This is a genomic window from Brevundimonas sp. AVps5, from assembly GCF_058681515.1.
The window spans coordinates 71,158-87,518 of record NZ_CM178740.1 but is presented as its reverse complement, the minus strand read 5'-3'; the positions used below and the strand labels follow the sequence as shown (position 1 = coordinate 87,518).

At 68.5% G+C, this 16,361-nt stretch carries 18 protein-coding genes, 1 tRNA gene and 1 other RNA gene; 4 read left to right on the top strand and 16 right to left on the bottom strand.

What is annotated here, in order from left to right:
- Positions 1-52: 52 nt before the first annotated feature.
- Complete coding sequence (locus ACW18A_RS00455; protein WP_492022863.1) at positions 53-1,561, bottom strand: beta-helix domain-containing protein; 1,509 nt, start codon at positions 1,559-1,561, stop codon at positions 53-55.
- Between the two features lie 301 nt (positions 1,562-1,862).
- Between ACW18A_RS00455 and ACW18A_RS00450 the strand changes: the two genes are divergently transcribed.
- Positions 1,863-1,936: transfer RNA gene (locus ACW18A_RS00450), tRNA-Gly, on the top strand.
- A gap of 174 nt (positions 1,937-2,110) precedes the next feature.
- Here ACW18A_RS00450 and ACW18A_RS00445 read toward each other — a convergent pair.
- From ACW18A_RS00445 to ffs, 12 genes are all read right to left on the bottom strand, one after another.
- On the bottom strand, positions 2,111-2,272 hold the full coding sequence (locus ACW18A_RS00445) for a hypothetical protein (protein ID WP_492022862.1): 162 nt from the start codon (positions 2,270-2,272) through the stop codon (positions 2,111-2,113).
- A gap of 56 nt (positions 2,273-2,328) precedes the next feature.
- The gene (locus ACW18A_RS00440) at positions 2,329-3,309 is read right to left on the bottom strand and encodes a TraB/GumN family protein (RefSeq protein ID WP_492022861.1); all 981 of its coding nucleotides are present in this window, start codon (positions 3,307-3,309) and stop codon (positions 2,329-2,331) included.
- Positions 3,310-3,359: 50 nt separating this feature from the next.
- Positions 3,360-3,950, bottom strand: coding sequence for a hypothetical protein (locus tag ACW18A_RS00435; RefSeq protein WP_492022860.1), 591 nt, complete (start codon positions 3,948-3,950; stop codon positions 3,360-3,362).
- Position 3,951: 1 nt separating this feature from the next.
- A complete protein-coding gene (locus tag ACW18A_RS00430; RefSeq protein ID WP_492022859.1) occupies positions 3,952-4,149 on the bottom strand; it encodes a helix-turn-helix transcriptional regulator in 198 nt (65 codons plus the stop codon).
- Positions 4,150-4,151: 2 nt separating this feature from the next.
- A complete protein-coding gene (locus ACW18A_RS00425) occupies positions 4,152-4,613 on the bottom strand; it encodes a hypothetical protein (protein ID WP_492022858.1) in 462 nt (153 codons plus the stop codon).
- 79 nt (positions 4,614-4,692) lie between these two features.
- Positions 4,693-5,931 (bottom strand): DNA recombination protein RmuC, encoded by a 1,239-nt coding sequence (locus tag ACW18A_RS00420; RefSeq protein WP_492022857.1) that lies wholly within the window; start codon positions 5,929-5,931, stop codon positions 4,693-4,695.
- Positions 5,932-6,151: 220 nt separating this feature from the next.
- On the bottom strand, positions 6,152-7,198 hold the full coding sequence (locus ACW18A_RS00415; RefSeq protein WP_492022856.1) for an SPFH domain-containing protein: 1,047 nt from the start codon (positions 7,196-7,198) through the stop codon (positions 6,152-6,154).
- Positions 7,195-7,482 carry a hypothetical protein gene (locus ACW18A_RS00410; protein ID WP_492022855.1) on the bottom strand — a complete coding sequence of 96 codons (288 nt, stop codon included), beginning with the start codon at positions 7,480-7,482 and terminating at the stop codon, positions 7,195-7,197. The genes ACW18A_RS00415 and ACW18A_RS00410 overlap by 4 nt, the downstream gene beginning before the upstream one ends.
- 13 nt (positions 7,483-7,495) lie before the next feature.
- Positions 7,496-8,110 (bottom strand): recombination mediator RecR, encoded by a 615-nt coding sequence (recR, locus tag ACW18A_RS00405; protein WP_492022854.1) that lies wholly within the window; start codon positions 8,108-8,110, stop codon positions 7,496-7,498.
- Positions 8,111-8,440, bottom strand: coding sequence for a YbaB/EbfC family nucleoid-associated protein (locus tag ACW18A_RS00400; RefSeq protein ID WP_492022853.1), 330 nt, complete (start codon positions 8,438-8,440; stop codon positions 8,111-8,113).
- Between the two features lie 178 nt (positions 8,441-8,618).
- Positions 8,619-10,475 carry a DNA polymerase III subunit gamma/tau gene (locus ACW18A_RS00395; RefSeq protein WP_492022852.1) on the bottom strand — a complete coding sequence of 619 codons (1,857 nt, stop codon included), beginning with the start codon at positions 10,473-10,475 and terminating at the stop codon, positions 8,619-8,621.
- A 115-nt stretch (positions 10,476-10,590) separates the two neighbouring features.
- Positions 10,591-10,684, bottom strand: an RNA gene (gene ffs, locus ACW18A_RS00390) — signal recognition particle sRNA small type.
- Between the two features lie 75 nt (positions 10,685-10,759).
- Between ffs and nudC the strand changes: the two genes are divergently transcribed.
- Positions 10,760-11,686 carry an NAD(+) diphosphatase gene (gene nudC, locus ACW18A_RS00385; protein ID WP_492022851.1) on the top strand — a complete coding sequence of 309 codons (927 nt, stop codon included), beginning with the start codon at positions 10,760-10,762 and terminating at the stop codon, positions 11,684-11,686.
- Between the two features lie 165 nt (positions 11,687-11,851).
- Here nudC and ACW18A_RS00380 read toward each other — a convergent pair whose 3' ends face one another.
- Positions 11,852-12,544, bottom strand: coding sequence for a 3-deoxy-manno-octulosonate cytidylyltransferase (locus ACW18A_RS00380; protein WP_492022850.1), 693 nt, complete (start codon positions 12,542-12,544; stop codon positions 11,852-11,854).
- 182 nt (positions 12,545-12,726) lie between these two features.
- On the opposite strand from ACW18A_RS00380, the gene ACW18A_RS00375 reads away from it, so the two are divergent.
- Complete coding sequence (locus ACW18A_RS00375) at positions 12,727-13,440, top strand: c-type cytochrome (RefSeq protein ID WP_492022849.1); 714 nt, start codon at positions 12,727-12,729, stop codon at positions 13,438-13,440.
- Positions 13,441-13,501: 61 nt separating this feature from the next.
- Here ACW18A_RS00375 and ACW18A_RS00370 read toward each other — a convergent pair whose 3' ends face one another.
- Positions 13,502-14,284 carry a C40 family peptidase gene (locus ACW18A_RS00370; RefSeq protein WP_492022848.1) on the bottom strand — a complete coding sequence of 261 codons (783 nt, stop codon included), beginning with the start codon at positions 14,282-14,284 and terminating at the stop codon, positions 13,502-13,504.
- Between the two features lie 216 nt (positions 14,285-14,500).
- Between ACW18A_RS00370 and ACW18A_RS00365 the strand changes: the two genes are divergently transcribed.
- Entirely contained in the window at positions 14,501-14,980 is a 480-nt protein-coding gene (locus tag ACW18A_RS00365; RefSeq protein ID WP_492022847.1) for a hypothetical protein, read from the top strand.
- On the opposite strand, the gene ACW18A_RS00360 is transcribed toward ACW18A_RS00365, so the two are convergent.
- Positions 14,968-16,359 carry a leucyl aminopeptidase family protein gene (locus ACW18A_RS00360; protein WP_492022846.1) on the bottom strand — a complete coding sequence of 464 codons (1,392 nt, stop codon included), beginning with the start codon at positions 16,357-16,359 and terminating at the stop codon, positions 14,968-14,970. The two genes, ACW18A_RS00365 and ACW18A_RS00360, sit on opposite strands and share 13 nt — an antisense overlap.
- Positions 16,360-16,361: the final 2 nt, after the last annotated feature.

Sequence of the window (16,361 nt, the reverse complement as noted above, 5' to 3'; positions counted from 1 at the left end):
AGCGGGAAAGGCGGCGGCGGTCCCCCAAGGGATCGCCGCCGTGCTTCCGTCATCAGCAGGTCGTGTTGCCCGACAGGCCGCAGGTCCAGCCGGCGTACCAGGTGTCGGCAGCATTCTGGACGGCACCGATATAGGTCGTCGCCGTGAAGGCGCTGTATACGGCCGGAGCGTTCACCGGGACCACTGCGGCCTCGTTGGCACCATTGATGAACGTCAGGACCTGGTTGGTCAGGGTCGTGCCGGAGGCCGGGGCCGTCATGGTGTTGGTGCCGGCTGCCGTGTTGCCGACGCTCGGGGCCGTGGTGAAGACGGCGGTCGAGATCGTGACGTTCGCCGGACGGTAGGAGATCGGGCAAGACATGAACACCGAGCGGAAGTTGGCTCCCGCCGTCTGGGTGTCAGCGTCGGCGATGGCCAGGCAGCCGGCGACCGAACCGGTAGCGGCGGTGAACACCGAGTTGATCACGGTCGCAGCAGTCCCGGTGTCGAAGTGGGCCACAGTGTGGGCGTCGGTCGGCGCGTTGCGGCCGACGAGGGTCCAGTTGGAGATGCGCGGCTGCGAGTTGTAGCGGCTGGCCAGCGGGGTGGCGGCCGGGGCCGCCGAGAACTCAAAGCCGGCCGAGCGGCTGGTCGAGGTCGGGGCGCGCTGGGTCACGATGCCGAACTGGGCACCACCGCGCCAGCCGGTGTCCGTGTCGAGGCCGTCATCGTCTGCTCCAGTGATGACGATCCGGCTCAGATTGACGTTGCCGCCGAAGATTTCGATGCCGTCATCCGACGAGTTGTGGACATGGACGAACTCGACCGTGGTGCCCGAGCCGACGCCGCCCATGGTCAGGCCCTGCAGTTCATTGCCCGTCGAGATCTCGAAGCCCGAGAACTTGATCTGGACGTAGCGGATGCGGCCCGAGTTATCGGTCGGGGTGTTGCCGCCGTAGAAGGCCGAGGTGCCCTCAACCTGGCCGGTGCAGGTCACCGGGGCGGTCAGCTGGCAGTTGGCCTGCGGCGCGCGGCCGGCAAGGACGAGACCGCCCCACTGACCCTGCGAGGTCAGGGTGGTGGTGCCTTCGACGTTCTGGCGGCTGGTGAAGATGATCGGGTTGGACGCCGTGCCCTCGGCGAAGATCTGCGAACCGCGGTTGACGATCAGATAGTCCGAACCACCCGAGGCGAAGATGCGCACGCCCGGATCGATCGTCAGGATGCCCTGCGAGCCGGTGGGGGCAGCGGGATCAATGCCGCGGTCGATACCGACCTGCGTGCGTCCGGCGATGGCATAGATGGTGCCGGCGCGGACCGACAGGGTCAGGTTGCCGATGATGTCCTGGGGCAGCTGGCAGGCGCGCAGGGTGCCACCGGCGACCAGACCGATGTTGCTAAGACCGGTCGGGCAATCCGCCGCCGGGGTGCCGGGCGGAAGCGGGGTCGGGCCCGTACCGCCGCCGGTGCCGGTGCCGCCGCCGAAATCACCCTCGCCGGGGGACGCCACTTCGGCGGAGCCGCAGGCGGCCAGCGCCATCACGGCCGCACCGGCCATCAGAACCTTGGTCAGACGAAGCATCGAGTTCCCCTCGGGTTGGAAATGTGCGGAGCGCCGCGCGTCATTCCGACACGATCCCAGCGCTCCCGAGGGCCGCCTTTAAGAGTTCATTGCAAAGCTGAAATGACAGAAATTCTCCCGATTATTACAGTTCATCCGAAGTCGGATCGATATTCGTCAATTTATCGCGACGAATACTTTACAACAACGACGAGACAATGATTCCTTGTCCGGACGGATTTTCACGAGACTGGATAATTCAGCGACCGCGCCGTCCGCACTTGAGCGCCGGGCGCTTTTCGCTAGGGTGCTGCCAGCTTCCGCGGGCGTGATGTAGTGGTAGCCTGAAAGCTTCCCAAGCTTTTCGTGCGGGTTCGATTCCCGCCGCCCGCTCCAAGCCGCACCCGTCAGCGCGAGGCGCGGCTCCGGTCCCCCAGCCGCTGACCAGCACGGCCCCCATACCGATCCAGAACAGAACGTCCTTGAGCCCCTCGACGGGCTGGTCAGAGAAGACCTCCAGCCAGACCCAGCCGAGGACAACGATAACGAAGACCACGGCGGCCGACCGTTTCATGCGCGTTCTCCCTGCTTTCGGCTGAAATCCAGACCAAGGTCGACCGCCGACAGCAGGAAGGTGGCGAGCAGCGCCCCGACCCCGGCCTCGATCCAGGGCTGGCCGCCGACGATCGCAATAATGGCGTTGATCCAGACCAGGGCGATCAGGCCGATCACTGTGATCCTGACCCAGCGCGGGTTGGTCGGCACCGGAGCGCGTTAAGGGCCGTCCGTCACCGGGCGACCTCGACGTCCACGCCCCGATCCTCGAGGATTTCCTGAACGCTGTCGTCGCCGGCAAGGTGGGCGGCACCCACGGCGATGAAGACGGTCCCCGAACCGGCCAGCAAGGTCTGGATCTGGTCGGCCCAGTCGGTGTTCCGGCTCACCAGCAGGGCCTGGTAGATCTCTTCGGACTGAGCGCGCATCTCGGCCACGCCCAGCCGTTCGATCGAGGCGACGTCGCCTGTCGCCCAGGCACCGACAAGGGCGTCGAGTTCGGCCGTTGCATTCTCGACCTCCTCGAGCGTCGCGCGCAGGAAGGCCAGCTGGGTGTCCTCGGACAGGCCCGCCAGCATGGAGACCTGTTTGTCGATGGTCTCGAAGCCGGCGACCGGCTTCCCGGCCGCCTCGGCCCGCGCCTTGAAGATCAGCTCCACCCCGGACTGGGGATCGTAGCCGGCCTTGACCAGCGGGGCGACAGACAGCGACAGGGCGACGAGCCAGGGGCGCAGGGGATCCAGCTGGGCCGCCGTGGCGCCGATGGTCTGCGCGGCGGTGTCGAGCTGGGCCAGCTCGGCAGGCGTCAGCAGGCTCGAGAGGGGTCTGTCCGGTGAAATGCCGAACTGCTGGACCAGAGGCATGATCGCCGCCTGGTCATCGGGGTTGGAGATCTCGAGGATGACCCGGTCGGCGCTGTCGAAGGCGGCGTCGACCCGGGGCGTGCCCCAGGCCGTCTCGGGGCGCAGGACGTGGACCGTGCCGAACAGATAGAGGGTGGAATCCGAGTCGCGGAGGACCCACAAGGCCGGGCCCTGGCCCTGGGCGGGCATGACCGCGCGGGCGGCGGCCGGGGCTGCGGCAGCGTCCTGGGCGAAGGCGACCGCTGGCGCGGCTCCCAGCAGGGCGCCGGTCAGGCCAAGGCCAAGGGCGACGCCGAGCGCGGCGCGGCCGGCGGCGGCTGTGGTGGACTTCAGGCAGGCGGCGAAGGTCATGGCTCAGATCCTTTCGATCAGGCTTTCGGGGAAGAGGGAGCGACGAACGCTCAGGCGATACCGCGACGGGCGGCGGCGACGATGGAGGCGACCAGATAGACGGCCATCAGGATGCCGGTCAGGCCCCAGCCGCTGACGGTGTCGACGAGGCCTAGGCGCTCGGCGGCGGCATAGAGGAACAGCGACCCCTGCAGGGCCCAGAAGGCCATGGCGCTGGTTTCCGCCATGACCTGGCGCAGCATTTCGTCGGCGGCGCGCCAGAGCATGACGTTGGCGACTGTCTGGATGATCAGCAGCACGACTATGCCGCCGAAGACCGTGTCCGGCGAGGCAAGGGCCGGAGCATACATGGGGGCCAGCAACATGAGGCCGGCGAGCAGGAAGACGATGATCTGCAGGACCCCGCAGCCCCTGGGGACGGTCGAGGGGCGCAGGGCCATGGTGATGGCGCTGAGCCCGGCGATGGTCAGCAGGGCCACCGCCATGGCGAGGGCCAGGCTGTCGGCCCAGGGCGCGTCCCGGTTGCCTTCAAGGGCGTTTGCCAGACCGTAGCCGGTCAGGGCCCCGACTGCGGCCAGGGCGAGGCCGCCAATGATCTTGACGATGAGCGGCTGGGTCGTGAGTTCGGACCGGGACATCATGTCAGGCTCCTTCATCGGAGAAGATGGATTCAATGGGCTGTTCGAAAACCCGCGCGATCTTGAAGGCGAGCGGAAGGGACGGGTCATAACGACCGGTCTCCAGCGCATTGACGGTCTGGCGCGAGACACTCAGGGCAGCGGCCAGGTCGGCCTGGCTCCACCCCCGGTCAGCGCGCAGCGTTCTGAGATGGTTGTTCATGCTCAGCTCCGTGTCCGGGCGAACCACCACCAAGCCCAGACCACAGCGTAGCCCAGCAGCATGAGCAACATCATGCCGAAGGCTCCGGCCGCCATGTAGGCTGCGGGATCCGTGCGGCCGTCGTAGGCAATGATCTTGACGCTCGCCGCCTGCGGCAGACCGGCCAGAATGATACCGACCCCGCCCACGGCCATGCCCGCGCAACCGCCCCAGTACCAAGCGGCCTTATGGGCCTCGCGTGCGGCTTCATCGATCGAGCGCATCCAGGCGACGCCTGCTGCCAGCGAGCCGATCATGATGACGACGGCGAAAATGATCATCGCCGTCACTATGGCCCGGTCAGCCGACACGGTTCCGTGGGCGCTGAGGAAGCCTATCGCGACGACGACGACGAATAACAGGGCAAGGATGGCGAGCAGGCCAAGAATGGACTTGCCGATGACCGGCCAGAGGCGTTTGGACATGACAACTTTCCTTGTCGCGAAGACAAGGATCTTTTACATTACGCAACCGACGTGTCAAGCACCCTTGTCCATTGACGGGTCACGCCTTGGTCAAGGCGGCGGTCGCGCCTTCGGCCACGACCAGTTCCGGGCGGGTCAGGCCGCGCGGCGACTGATCGATCGCGGTCAGACCGGGCAGGTCCTTGCCCTCGTGATCGACCTGCAGGTCCTCGAAGCGGCGGGCGGAGACCATGACCTGGCTCTCCATGGAGCCCACGAACTGGTTGTATTTGCCGACCGCCTGTTCCAGCGCCCGGCCGACGCCGGTCAGATGGCCGCCCATGACCGACAGGCGTTTGTAGAGCTCCTTGCCCAGTTTCGCGACCTCTTCGGCGTTCCTCGACTGTTCCTCGGCGCGCCAGCCGTAGGCTACGGCCTTGCACAGGGCGAACAGGGTCGACGGCGTCACGATGATGACACGCCGCGCCATTGCATCGGTCATCAGGTCCGGCTCGCGATCCAGGGCCGCCGACAGGAAGGCGTCGCTGGGCACGAACAGGGCAACGAAGTCGGGGCTGGGCTTGAACTGGTCCTGATAGGCCTTGGCCGCGAGATCGCGGACGTGGGTCTTGATGCTGGCGGCGTTGCGGGCGGCCATGGCGGAGTCACGCACCTCGTCGTCGGGCTCTGCGGCATCCGGGAAGGCCAGCGGGACCTTGGCGTCGATGACGAACAGGCCGCCGCCGGGCAGTTTGACCAGGAAGTCCGGCCGCATCTGGCGACCTTCGTCATTGGCGCTGGACGACTGTTCGGTGAAGTCGAACCGGCCCGCCATGCCGGCGGCCTCCAGCACGTTTCGGCAGGTCTGTTCGCCCCAGCGGCCGCGTCGGCCGGTGTTGCCGCGCAGGACCTCGGTCAGACGTTTGGCCTCGTCGCGGGTGGCGGTCGAGGCGAGCATCAGGGCCGAGAGCTGTTCCTTCAGCGTGCCGGTCTCCTCCGCCCGCGCCTTCTCGAGCGCGGCGACCTGGGTCTCGAACTTGGCCAGGGTCTCGGCGACGGGCTTCAGCTGGGCCTCCATCCGCTCGCGGGCGACGCGGTCCTGGGCCTGGAAGGTTTCGGTGGCGCGGGTGACCATCTGGTCGGCGATGACCTGGGCCGACTGGGCCGCCTGGGCGCGCAGCAGATCGCCCATGGTGGCGCGGCTCTCCTCGATCAGGGCGACCTTCTCTTGAGCCGAAACCAGGGCGCCCATCGCCTTCTGCCAGCCCAGAAAGGCCCACAGGAAACCGGCCGCGAGGACCAGTGAGACGACGGCGAGAGCGATCGAGAGCGTGTTCATGCTCCGTTCCTTAGCGAGAGTCGCAGAGGCAGGCCACGGGCGATCCGAACTCTGAAAACAGAGTCCGCCGGGTCCGGCGAGTCCGGATGGCGGGCACGGAAAAAACAGTCCGGAGAGTCCGGGGAGTCCGGATCCAAGGCGGGGCGCGGTCGACCATGGTCAGCCGCTAACATGTGCCTGCGTCAAAATCGGACGCCGGTTTTCTCAGGAACAATAGTTCCTATTGCGCCGCCGCCGCTCCATCCCGCGAGGCGATCAGGGCCGAGATGTTGACGTCCGAGCCGACCACGCAGGTGTCGGCGCTGAGCGGGCAGATGCCGAGCGTGCGCTCCACCTCCCGCAGACGGACCACCTCCGGATTGGAGCGGATGGATTCGGCCAGCAGACGGTTGGCCTCGGCCTGCCCGCGCGCCTGGGCGATCCGGGCCTCGGCGTTGGCGCGTTCGAGGTTCACCCGTTCCAGGGCAGCGCGCGTATTCTGTTCGGCCGTGGTGCGCGACTGGATCGCGGCGACGACGCTCTCCGGGTAGCGGATCGAGCCGACCCATTCCATGCGGATGATATCGAGGCCCTGGGGCTGCCATTCACGTTGCAGCGCATCCATCGCCCGCTGCAACACGATCTGGCGGCCGGGGCCGATCAGCTGGCCGGGGCAGTCCTCGGCGTCCTGGGTGCCGACAGGCAGGGGCGCGCCCTCGACCGGGGCGACGGCGACGATGGGCGCACGGCCCGGTGCCCCCATCTCGGCGTTGCAGGCGACGGGCAGTTTCTCGGTCTCGCGGGCGATGGCGGCGCGCACCGACGTGCGCAGGGGTCCGTCGATGAAGGCGTCGAACTCCTGACGCCAGGTCGCATACAGGTCAGCGGCCTTGTCCTCGCGCACCCTGAAGGTCAGGGCGACGTCGGCCGTCATCGGCAGGCCGAGCACATCGGAGAACATGATCTCCTCGTTCTCGTGGCCGTCGGCATTGGCCTCTCGCGTGTAGGAATAGGTACGCTGGAGCGTCTGGTAGGTCCGGATCTTTTCGCCGATGCCTTCCCAGTGGAAGCCGGGGCCGAGTTCGTCGGGCTGGACGCCGGGATTGGGGCCGAACTTGGTGGTCTTGATGCCCATATAGCCGCTCTCGACCGTGACGCTGCAAGACGAGACGCCGATGGAGCCACCGGTGATCAGTACGAGGATCAGGACGATCAGGGCGATGGTCCGCCCCGCAGATCCGCCGGGGAGAGAGGGCTTCAAACGGGTCACGTCGGCGCCGAATGTCATTGGTCGCTTCCTCCAGCGCCGAGCGCACGCGACGCCCAGGCGAATAATTTCCACGCGGCCCAGACGAGGGCCAGAACACCGGCGATGCCGACGACAGACGCAGTGATCAGACTGCCGGCGAAATGCGCCTCCAGGATCGCCGGCACGGCGTAGCGCACCAGGAAGATGAAGCCGATCACGAGGGCAGCGATGCCGGCGGAGGCACCGAGCGCCACCCTGATCTCACGTCCCATCGCATCGCCCTCCATCGACGGGATCAGAGCGTGTTTGGCGGGGCGGTTCAACCCCGGCGTTTCGTCACGCCGGTCGCCGCGCCCGCAGCGCCTGGACGATGGTGCCGTCGTCGAGCCAGTCGAGGTCGCCTCCGACCGGAACGCCCCGGGCCAGAGAGGTGATCTCGACGTCGTTCCCGGCCCCTGTCGCTGAAATGCGGTCGGCGAGATAATGGGCGGTGGTCTGGCCGTCGACGGTGGCGGGCAGGGCCAGCACGACCTCGCGCACCTCTCCGCCCTTCACACGCCCGACCAGTTCGGAGACCCGCAGCGCATCGGGGCCGACGCCGTCGAGGGCCGACAGAAGCCCGCCCAGCACATGGTATTTGCCGCGGAAGGCGCCGGATCGCTCCATGGCCCACAGCGAGCCCGCCTCCTCGACGACGCAGATCAGGGCGTTGTCGCGGGCAGGATCAGAGCAGATGGAACAGGGATCGCGGGTGTCGGGCGCCCCGCAGACCGAGCAGGACACGACCTTGGCGGCCGTTTCGGCCAGCGAGGCCGCCAACGGCTCCAGCAGCTGTTCACGCTTCTTCAGCAGGGCCAGAGCCGCCCGCCTGGCCGAGCGGGGACCGAGCCCCGGCAGCTTGGCCAGCAGGCTGATCAGCCGTTCGATCTCGGGTCCGGCGGAGGCGGCCACCTAGAACAGTTTCGGCATGCCCGGGATGTTCATCCCCGCCATCGGGCCGGCGGCCTCACGCATCAGTTCGGCGTTGACGGCGTCCAGCCTGCGCTTGGCGTCGGCGTGGGCGGCGACGATCAGGTCCGACAGGATCTCGGTGTCGCCGGGGACCATCAGGCTGTCGTCGATCTTCACCGAGGTCACCTCGCCGGGGCCTTTCAGGCCGATCGAGACGAGGCCGCCGCCGGAGCTGCCCTCGGCGGTGGTTTCGGCCATTTTCGCCTGGGCGTCCTGCAGTTTCTGCTGCATTGCCTGGGCCTGTTGCATCAGGGCGTTGAGATCTTTCATGGGCTCTAGATAGGACCTTTCGCTCGCTATTTCACCCCGACCTTTATCACCTCCGTCATCCTTGGGGCGCGAAGCGAACCCGAGGACCCAGCAGCGGGATGTTCATGAAGGGCTCGCGTCAGCGCTCAGAATGCTGGGTCCTCGGGTCAAGCCCGAGGATGACGGAAAGAGACAGGGGTCAGTCCGGATCCTCGTCCGCCTCATCCGGGATGGCGGGCATCTCGACCGAGGGTGCCAGGGTCCTGATCTCGCCGACGACGGCGCCGGGGAAGGCGGCCAGCACGGCCTTCACGAAGGGGTCGGCCTCGACCTCGGCGCGCTCCTCGGCGCGGCCGCGTTTCTCGACCTCGATCAGGGTCTCGCCGCCGCCCTGGCCGTTGGCGACCACGAACCACTGGCGGCCGGTCCAGTCCTTGAGCCGCGAGGACAGGCGGGTGGCGAGGTTGGCCGGGGCGCCGTCGACCGGCTCGTAGGTCAGGGTCCCGGGTTTGAACGACACGGGACGGACGTAGCGCTGCACGTCCATCTGCAGGGCGATCTCGCGCTTTTCGCCGATCAGGGCGACGACGGCCTCGAAGGTCTGGGGGTCGGGCAGGCTCGGTTGCACCGCCGGGCGCATGGCGAGCTGGGCCCCAAGAGCTGAAGCGCCGCCGCCGCCTCCCCCGCCGCCGCCCCGGGGCGCGCCCGAGCCGCCCGGGGCCTCGCCGTTCTGCAGCTTCTTCAGCGCCTCTTCCGGACCGGGCAGGTCGGCGGCGTAGGCGAGGCGGACGATGGCCATCTCGACCGCGTCGGCGGGCGACGGGGCGCGGCGCACCTCGTCCAGGGCCTTCAGCAGCATAGACCAGGTGCGCGACAGGGTCCCGGCCGAGACCGCCGCACCCATGGCGGCCAGACGCTGGGCCTGATCGTTGGGCAGTCGGGTGGCGTTGGGGCCCAGCATCTTGGCCACCGAGGCGGCGTGGCAGTGTTCCAGCAGGTCGTTGGTCACCTGAACCGGATCGGCACCGTAGCCGTAGAGGGTGCGGAAGGTCTCGATGGCCTCGGGCGTGCGGCCGGCCATGATCTGTTCGAACAGGGCGATGGTCTGGCTGCGGTCGGCCAGGCCCAGCATGTCTCGGACCGTGTCGGTGGCGACCGGCTCGCCCTTCTCGCCCTGAACCAGGGCCTGATCGAGCAGGGACAGACCGTCGCGGACCGAGCCCTCGGCGGCGCGGGCGATCAGTGCGAGGGCGTCGTCCTCGACCTTCATCCCCTCCTTGCCGGCGATGCGCGACAGGTGTTCGACGAGGATCTCCGGCTCGACCCGGCGCAGGTCGAAGCGCTGGCAGCGAGAGAGGATGGTCACCGGGACCTTGCGGATCTCGGTGGTCGCGAAGATGAATTTGGCGTGGGGCGGCGGCTCTTCCAGCGTCTTGAGCAGGGCGTTGAAGGCCTGGTTCGACAGCATGTGGACTTCGTCGAGGACGTAGACCTTGTAGCGGGCCTCGACGGGGGCGTAGCGGACGCTCTCGAGGATGTCGCGGATGTCGTTGACGCCGGTGTGGGACGCCGCGTCCATCTCCATGACGTCCATATGCTGGCCGGCCATGATCGCCGCGTCGTGGCGGCCGAAGGCGGTCAGGGTCAGCGACGGCTTGTCGATGACGTCGGTCTCGTTGTTCAGGGCGCGGGCCAGCAGGCGGGCGGTCGTGGTCTTGCCGACGCCCCGGACGCCCGTGAGCATGAAGGCGTGGGCGATGCGGCCGGTGGCGAAGGCGTTGGTCAGGGTCCGGACCATGGCCTCCTGACCGATCAGGTCCTCGAAGGTCCGGGGCCGGTATTTGCGGGCCAGGACGGTATAGGCTTCGCCGTCTCCCTCGACCGGGGCGGGGGTGGAGACAGGGATGGGTTCGACCGGTTTCGCTTCGACGGCGGGCTTCGATTCGGGTGCAGGGGCGGGCGCGCCGAACATATCGTCGGTGTTCTCGTCGCGCTCGGGCGCGTCGTCGTCTTCCGCCCAGGGCGGATCGCCGGAATCAAGGTCGACGTCGGTCATGGCTGGAGGTTAGCGCGGGAGGGGCGGCAGAGGCGACTCCCAACGCGCATCGCCCACACCAATCGCGCTCAAGCCGCGAGCGACCGCGTCGCGAGCGTCAGCGCACTAAAGGGGAGGAGGTGGAGACCGCGACCCGAAGGGGAATTCGTTGTGGCTGCTGCCTTCCGGCCCTGACCAGGTTGGCGAAGCCTTCGCCCGCGATCTCCGAGGTCCATATCGCGAATCGCGACGGCGAGATCAAGGCACCTCTCCCCGACGGCAAAGAACCCGGGTAGGAAGCCGCCATGGCCCTCCCCGTCCTCAATACCTTCGCCGGCAATCCGCTGGATCGCGCCGGAGACTTCCGCAACACGCCCGAGTGGCTGGTCGAACAGGGCGAGAGCCCGGACGCCATGGCCATGGTCCTGTGGGACGGCCAGCCCCTGCTGGAGGATCACGCCGACGGTCCGCGTCTGGCCTGGCTGTCCCTGACCCATGCTCGCGACCTGATCCGCGACGCCGATCGGGAGGTGTTCCTAGGGCTGTGGAAATCGGCACCGGTGTTCGCCGTGGAGTTCGAGGGGCCGTCGGATCCGGCCGAGGGTCCGGTCAAGGGGCTGGGTGCCTTCACCGGGCTGCGCGAGGCGGCGGCGGTGCTGTCGGGCGCCGACGCGGCCATGGCCGGGGGAGCCAAGTCCCTGTTCGACTGGCGGCGGAAGCACGGGTTCTGCGCCAACTGCGGGCATGAAACGAAATCGACGGCCGGCGGCTGGCGGCGGGTCTGTCCGGCCTGCACGGCCGAACATTTCCCGCGCGTCGATCCGGTGACCATCATGCTGCCGGTGTTCGAGGGGCGCTGTTTGCTGGGACGACAGGCGGCCTGGCCCTCAGGCCGGATGTCGGCTCTGGCGGGCTTCCTGGAGCCCGGCGAGACGATCGAGGAGGCCTGCGCCCGCGAGATCAAGGAGGAGGCGGGGCTGACGGTGACCGCCGTGCGGTACCACTCCAGCCAGCCCTGGCCCTTCCCGTCGCAGCTGATGATCGGCTTGATCGCCGAGGTGTCGGACGACAATGCGACGCCGGACCAGACCGAATTGGAAGAGGTCCGCTGGCTGACGAAGGACGAGGCGCGCGCGGTGCTCGCCGGCGCTCACGAGATCAAGGCACCGCCGAGATTCGCCATCGCCCGGACGCTGATCCAGGCCTGGGTGGACGGGTTCGCGGTGGAATAGCGCGCCGTGTTCTCCCTCCCCCTAGGGGAGGATCGTCGCGAAGCGACGGGGTGGGAAGGGCCGGTGATACGGGTGAAGACCTGTGTGGTCTTGCCTTGCCGCCCCCACCCGGTCTCCGCTGCGCTTCGACCACCCTCCCCCGAGGGGGAGGGAGAAAGCTGCGTCTCAGACCAACTTTCTGGCCGCCTCGAGATCCGCCGGGTTGTCCACAGAGATCGGTGCCTCATCGATGACGGCGGCCCAGATCGACAGGCCGAGTTCCAGAGCCCGCAGCTGTTCCAGCTTCTCGCGTTTCTCGAGGGGCGAGGGAGGGGCGGCGCAGAAGCGTTTCAGGGCCTCGCGGCGGTAGCCGTAGACGCCGATGTGACGCCAGACGGGCGCGTCGCCATACAGGGTCGAGCGGGTGAAATAGAGGGCGCGGCCGTGCCTGTGCCCGTCCGCGATGGCCAGGACCGCCTTGACCACATCGACGTTGGACCGGTCCGAGACATGGGCCTCGAGCGCGACGAGGGTGGCGATGTCGCAGGTCGGCTCGCCGTGCAGCAGAGCGGCGCAGGCGGTCGCGATGCCCGGATCGGCCAGGGGCATGTCGCCCTGGAGGTTGATGACCGAATCATATTCGCCGTCGGGGTCGAGCGTCTCCAGCGCCGCCAGCACCCGATCGGAACCGCTCGGCAGGTCGGGATCGGTCAGGACGGCGCGACCGCCCGCGGCCTCGATCACATCGACGATCTCCTGATCCCCCGCCGCCACGGCGACCGGCAGGCCCGACAGGACGGCCTGTTCCCAGGCCCGGATCACCATGGGTTTTCCGCCGATATCGGCCAGTGGCTTGCCCGGAAGGCGGGTCGCCGACATGCGAGTGGGTATCAGTATCAAAGGCGTCACGGCGGGCCCCTCGGTCATGCGACGCCCCGACGCTCAAACTGAGGTCCGGGGCCGGTTGCGAAGGCGGCGCTAGCGTGTAAGAGACCGCCAATCAAGATTTCGCCCGGTTTGCCGTGCCGGCCGGGCCTCTAGAAGCGGGATGCGACGACGCGATGAGCGGCGATCTGAAGTGGAACAAGATTTTCGGCGCGGGCCTGGGGACGGTGTTCGCCATCCTTGTGGTCCAGCAGGTCTCGGGCGCGATCTACGCGCCACATGCCCCGGAAAAGATGGGCTATCTGGTCAATGTCCCTGACGAGGCCGACGCGGGCGCCGCCGAGGTCGAGCTGGCCCCGGATTGGGGCACGGTTCTGCCGGTCGCCGATCTGGCCGCCGGTGAGGCCGCCTTCGCGCGCTGCCAGGCCTGCCACAACATCGCCGCAGGCGGTGCCGACGGAATCGGTCCGAATATGTTCGGCGTCGTGGGCGGTCCGGTCATGCACCGCGCGGGCTTCGCCTATTCGGACGCCATGGCCGCGCACAAGGCCGAGGCACCGATCTGGGGCTATGACGAGCTGGACAAGTTCATCACCGCGCCGAACCGTTACGTTCCGGGCACCAAGATGTCGTTCGCAGGCCTGCGCGACACCCCGACCCGGATCAACCTGATCGCCTATCTGCGCAGCCAGGGTTCGGCCGCCTATGCGATCCCGGCACCGGATCCCGCGCGTCAGCCGGGCGCAGCGCCGGCCGAGGGCGGGGTGCCCGCAGAGGGCGTCGTCGCCGAAACGGCCGCGACCGAACCGGGCGCCGCCCCGGCCGAGGCGGCCACAGGTGCCGCCACGCCCCAGACCGCTCCGGTCGCTCCGCCGGCCCCGGCGGGCTGATCGGTTCGAGTGTTTTGAGTTCGAGCAGGCGGCCTTCGGGCCGCCTGTTTCGTTTCAGGCGTCAGAGGCGGCGGAAGACGGCGGGCTCGAAGCCGGCCGCCAGATAGCGTGCGTCGGCCACGGCGAAATCCTCGACATTCACCGCGCCGTGAAAGCCGGTGGCGTGGATGACACGGGTCTCATCCAGCATGAAGGCCGAATGGCCGGTCCAGCTGTGGTCGCCGGAGTGGTTCAGCCAGACGACCATGTCGCCCCGCCGGGCCCGATCGCGGGAGACGGCGACGCCCAGACCGGCCTGACCGTCGGAATGGCGCGGACCGGCGAGGCCACAGGCATGTAGCGCCTGCTGCACCATACCGGAGCAGTCGGTGGCCAGGGACGAGCGGGCGCCCAGGCTGTGGGGAACGCCGAGCAGCCGTTCGGCGACGGCGACGGGATCGCTCTCGAACTCGCCGATGGGCGCGCTGTCGGCCGAGGCCTCGTCGACGAGGGCATTGAGCGGCAGGCCGGCCCTGGCCGAAGCGATCCGGCGCGTCGGAAGGCCGACATGCGGAACCAGCGCCGAGGCGTCCATCCAGCCCACCGTCCCGTCGCGACGCGCCTGGCCCCAGACGCGTCCGCCGCGCCGGTCAAGGACGTCGAAGATTTCACCGTGCAGAAGCTGGTCAATCCGTTCAGAGGCGGGGTCAGGCTCGGCGTGGATATCCGCGACCGGAACGGCGCCGCGCATCGGCTCGGTCGCGCGGAAGATCTCGGCCCGGACGCGGCCTTCCAACGCCTGCGCAGCCAGATCGGGCCGGGCGAGGGTGGTGCGGGCGTCGAGGTCGGTCGGGATGTCGTTCAAGCGAAGGCCCTGACGGTTGGCCCATACGTCTGCCAGACGAAGGCGAAAGTCCCGTTAATGGCGAGCTTTTTTTTGCGCGACCGCTCGCCGCGCCCCGGTCCGATCTCCGATCGGCCGGACGACAGGCTCCGGCTCGCTGCTTGAGCCCGATTCGTGGACACCTTGAATCACCGTCGGGGAACGCCAGTTCAGTCGGGCGTGATTGCGGAGGGGCGGATGCTGTTGGTTCTGGGATTGATGTCGGCGGTCGTCGCCGTGCTGTTGGCGTTCCCGGACACCAGTGTCGGGCGGGGCCTGAACCGCTGGCTGGTCGAGGCACCTGCTCTCGCCCTTAACCGCGTCCGACCCGGCAAGACGGCCTTCTACGCCCTGTTGGCGGCCTTGGGACTCGTGATGGTTCTCCTGTTCGAGGCGGAGGGCCTGCGGCTGTTCGGCTTTATGCTGCCGGAGACCTTGGTCTGGTTCGCGATGTTCGACGTGGGGGTCTTCATCGACGCCCTGCTGATCACGAGCGCGATTCTGGCCACGAACGGGCTCAGGGCGATCCGGGCGCAGGTGACCGCCGGGCCCCGACAGGTTTTGGCGCTCCTGCGCAAGAGCGCGGCCCGAGCCCGCCGGGCGATCAGGCCGCCATCACGACCGACCGGAAAGACCACCGACGACGATGGCCCGGGATGGGCGGTTCAGCCCGCGTAGCGCGCCTTCAGCATGGCGTAGGCGGCGCGCAGGCTCTGCGCCTCGCCGCCTTCGGGGTGGCCGGGGCGACCCCGGCTGTTCCAGGCGAAGACGTCCAGATGGGCCCAGGCACCGGTGGTCGGGGCGAATTTCTGCAGGAACAGGGCGGCCGTGATCGACCCGCCCTGGGCCCAGGCGGCCGAGTCGTTGCGGACATCGGCGATGTCCGAGTCGATCGCGGCGCGATAGCCGGGCCACAGCGGCATCCGCCACAGGGGATCGCGCACGGCGTCCGCCGCCGCCAGGAAGTCGGCCGCCAGCGCCTCGTCGTCGGTGTAGAGGGGCGGCAGCTCCGGCCCCAGGGCGACCCGCGCCGCCCCGGTCAGGGTGGCGAAATCCAGCGTCAGGTCGGGTTCGTGCTCGCCCGCCCGCGCAAGGGCGTCGGCGAGGATCAGCCGGCCCTCGGCATCCGTATTGCCGATCTCGATGGTCAGGCCCTTGCGGCTTTGCAGGACGTCGCCCGGCCGGAAAGCGTCGCCGGAAATGGCGTTCTCGACCGCCGCGACCAGAACCACCAGCCGGATGGGAAGGTCGGCCTGCATGACCAGCCGGGCGAGGGCGAGGGCATGGGCGGCGCCGCCCATGTCCTTTTTCATATTGCGCATGCCGCTGGCGGACTTGATGTCCAGCCCGCCGGTGTCGAAGGCCACGCCCTTGCCGACCAGGGCGATCAGGGGTCGGTCGGTCCGGTCCAGATTCCAGCCGATCTCGATGATCCGGGGCGCACGATGCGGGGCGGCGGCGCGACCAACGGCGTGGATGGCGGGGTAGTTCTCCTCCAGCAGGTCATCGCCCGTGATGATCGAGATCGAGGCACCGTGGGCCTCGGCGATCTCGCGGGCGACGGTCTCCATCTGCAGAGGGCCCATGTCGGCGGGCGGCGTGTCGACCATCTCCCGGGCCAGGGTGCAGGCGGCGGCGATGCGCAGGGCCTCGGCGACATCGAGACCGTCGGGCGCGACCAGCCGGACGTCAGGCCGATCCTTCGACCTGTAGCGATCGAAGACATAGCGACCGAGCAGGAAGGCCAGGGCCGCGACGCAGGCCTCCTCCGGCTCTGCTTCCAGTCGATAGAGGCCGGCGGGCAGTTTCGCCGACAGGGCGCGGGCGCTCATCGGATTGAAGGTCTTCCCGGTCCCGACCAGCACATGATCGATGCCGCCCGAGGTGTCAGGCACCACTATCACCTCGCCCGGCTTGCCCTTGAAGCCCAGCCGCCCGGCCCAGGCCTGCGCCGACGGGGAGAGCGCGGCTTTCGGGCCGACGAAACGGACGGGCGTGGCGGTCGCCGCCTCAGCGGCGTCGGCGGGAACGAGGGCGGCGGGCGAGATCACGGACATGG

Excerpts from the sequence above, each read along its gene's own strand:
- ACW18A_RS00455 (WP_492022863.1), bottom strand. The coding sequence starts at position 1,561 with ATGCTTCGTCTGACCAAGGTTCTGATGGCCGGTGCGGCCGTGATGGCG.
- ACW18A_RS00440 (WP_492022861.1), bottom strand. The coding sequence starts at position 3,309 with ATGACCTTCGCCGCCTGCCTGAAGTCCACCACAGCCGCCGCCGGCCGC.
- ACW18A_RS00435 (WP_492022860.1), bottom strand. The coding sequence starts at position 3,950 with ATGATGTCCCGGTCCGAACTCACGACCCAGCCGCTCATCGTCAAGATC.
- ACW18A_RS00430 (WP_492022859.1), bottom strand. The coding sequence starts at position 4,149 with ATGAACAACCATCTCAGAACGCTGCGCGCTGACCGGGGGTGGAGCCAG.
- ACW18A_RS00425 (WP_492022858.1), bottom strand. The coding sequence starts at position 4,613 with ATGTCCAAACGCCTCTGGCCGGTCATCGGCAAGTCCATTCTTGGCCTG.
- ACW18A_RS00420 (WP_492022857.1), bottom strand. The coding sequence starts at position 5,931 with ATGAACACGCTCTCGATCGCTCTCGCCGTCGTCTCACTGGTCCTCGCG.
- ACW18A_RS00415 (WP_492022856.1), bottom strand. The coding sequence starts at position 7,198 with ATGACATTCGGCGCCGACGTGACCCGTTTGAAGCCCTCTCTCCCCGGC.
- ACW18A_RS00400 (WP_492022853.1), bottom strand. The coding sequence starts at position 8,440 with ATGAAAGATCTCAACGCCCTGATGCAACAGGCCCAGGCAATGCAGCAG.
- ACW18A_RS00395 (WP_492022852.1), bottom strand. The coding sequence starts at position 10,475 with ATGACCGACGTCGACCTTGATTCCGGCGATCCGCCCTGGGCGGAAGAC.
- nudC (WP_492022851.1), top strand. The coding sequence starts at position 10,760 with ATGGCCCTCCCCGTCCTCAATACCTTCGCCGGCAATCCGCTGGATCGC.
- ACW18A_RS00380 (WP_492022850.1), bottom strand. The coding sequence starts at position 12,544 with ATGTCGGCGACCCGCCTTCCGGGCAAGCCACTGGCCGATATCGGCGGA.
- ACW18A_RS00375 (WP_492022849.1), top strand. The coding sequence starts at position 12,727 with ATGAGCGGCGATCTGAAGTGGAACAAGATTTTCGGCGCGGGCCTGGGG.
- ACW18A_RS00365 (WP_492022847.1), top strand. The coding sequence starts at position 14,501 with ATGCTGTTGGTTCTGGGATTGATGTCGGCGGTCGTCGCCGTGCTGTTG.
- ACW18A_RS00360 (WP_492022846.1), bottom strand. The coding sequence starts at position 16,359 with ATGTCCGTGATCTCGCCCGCCGCCCTCGTTCCCGCCGACGCCGCTGAG.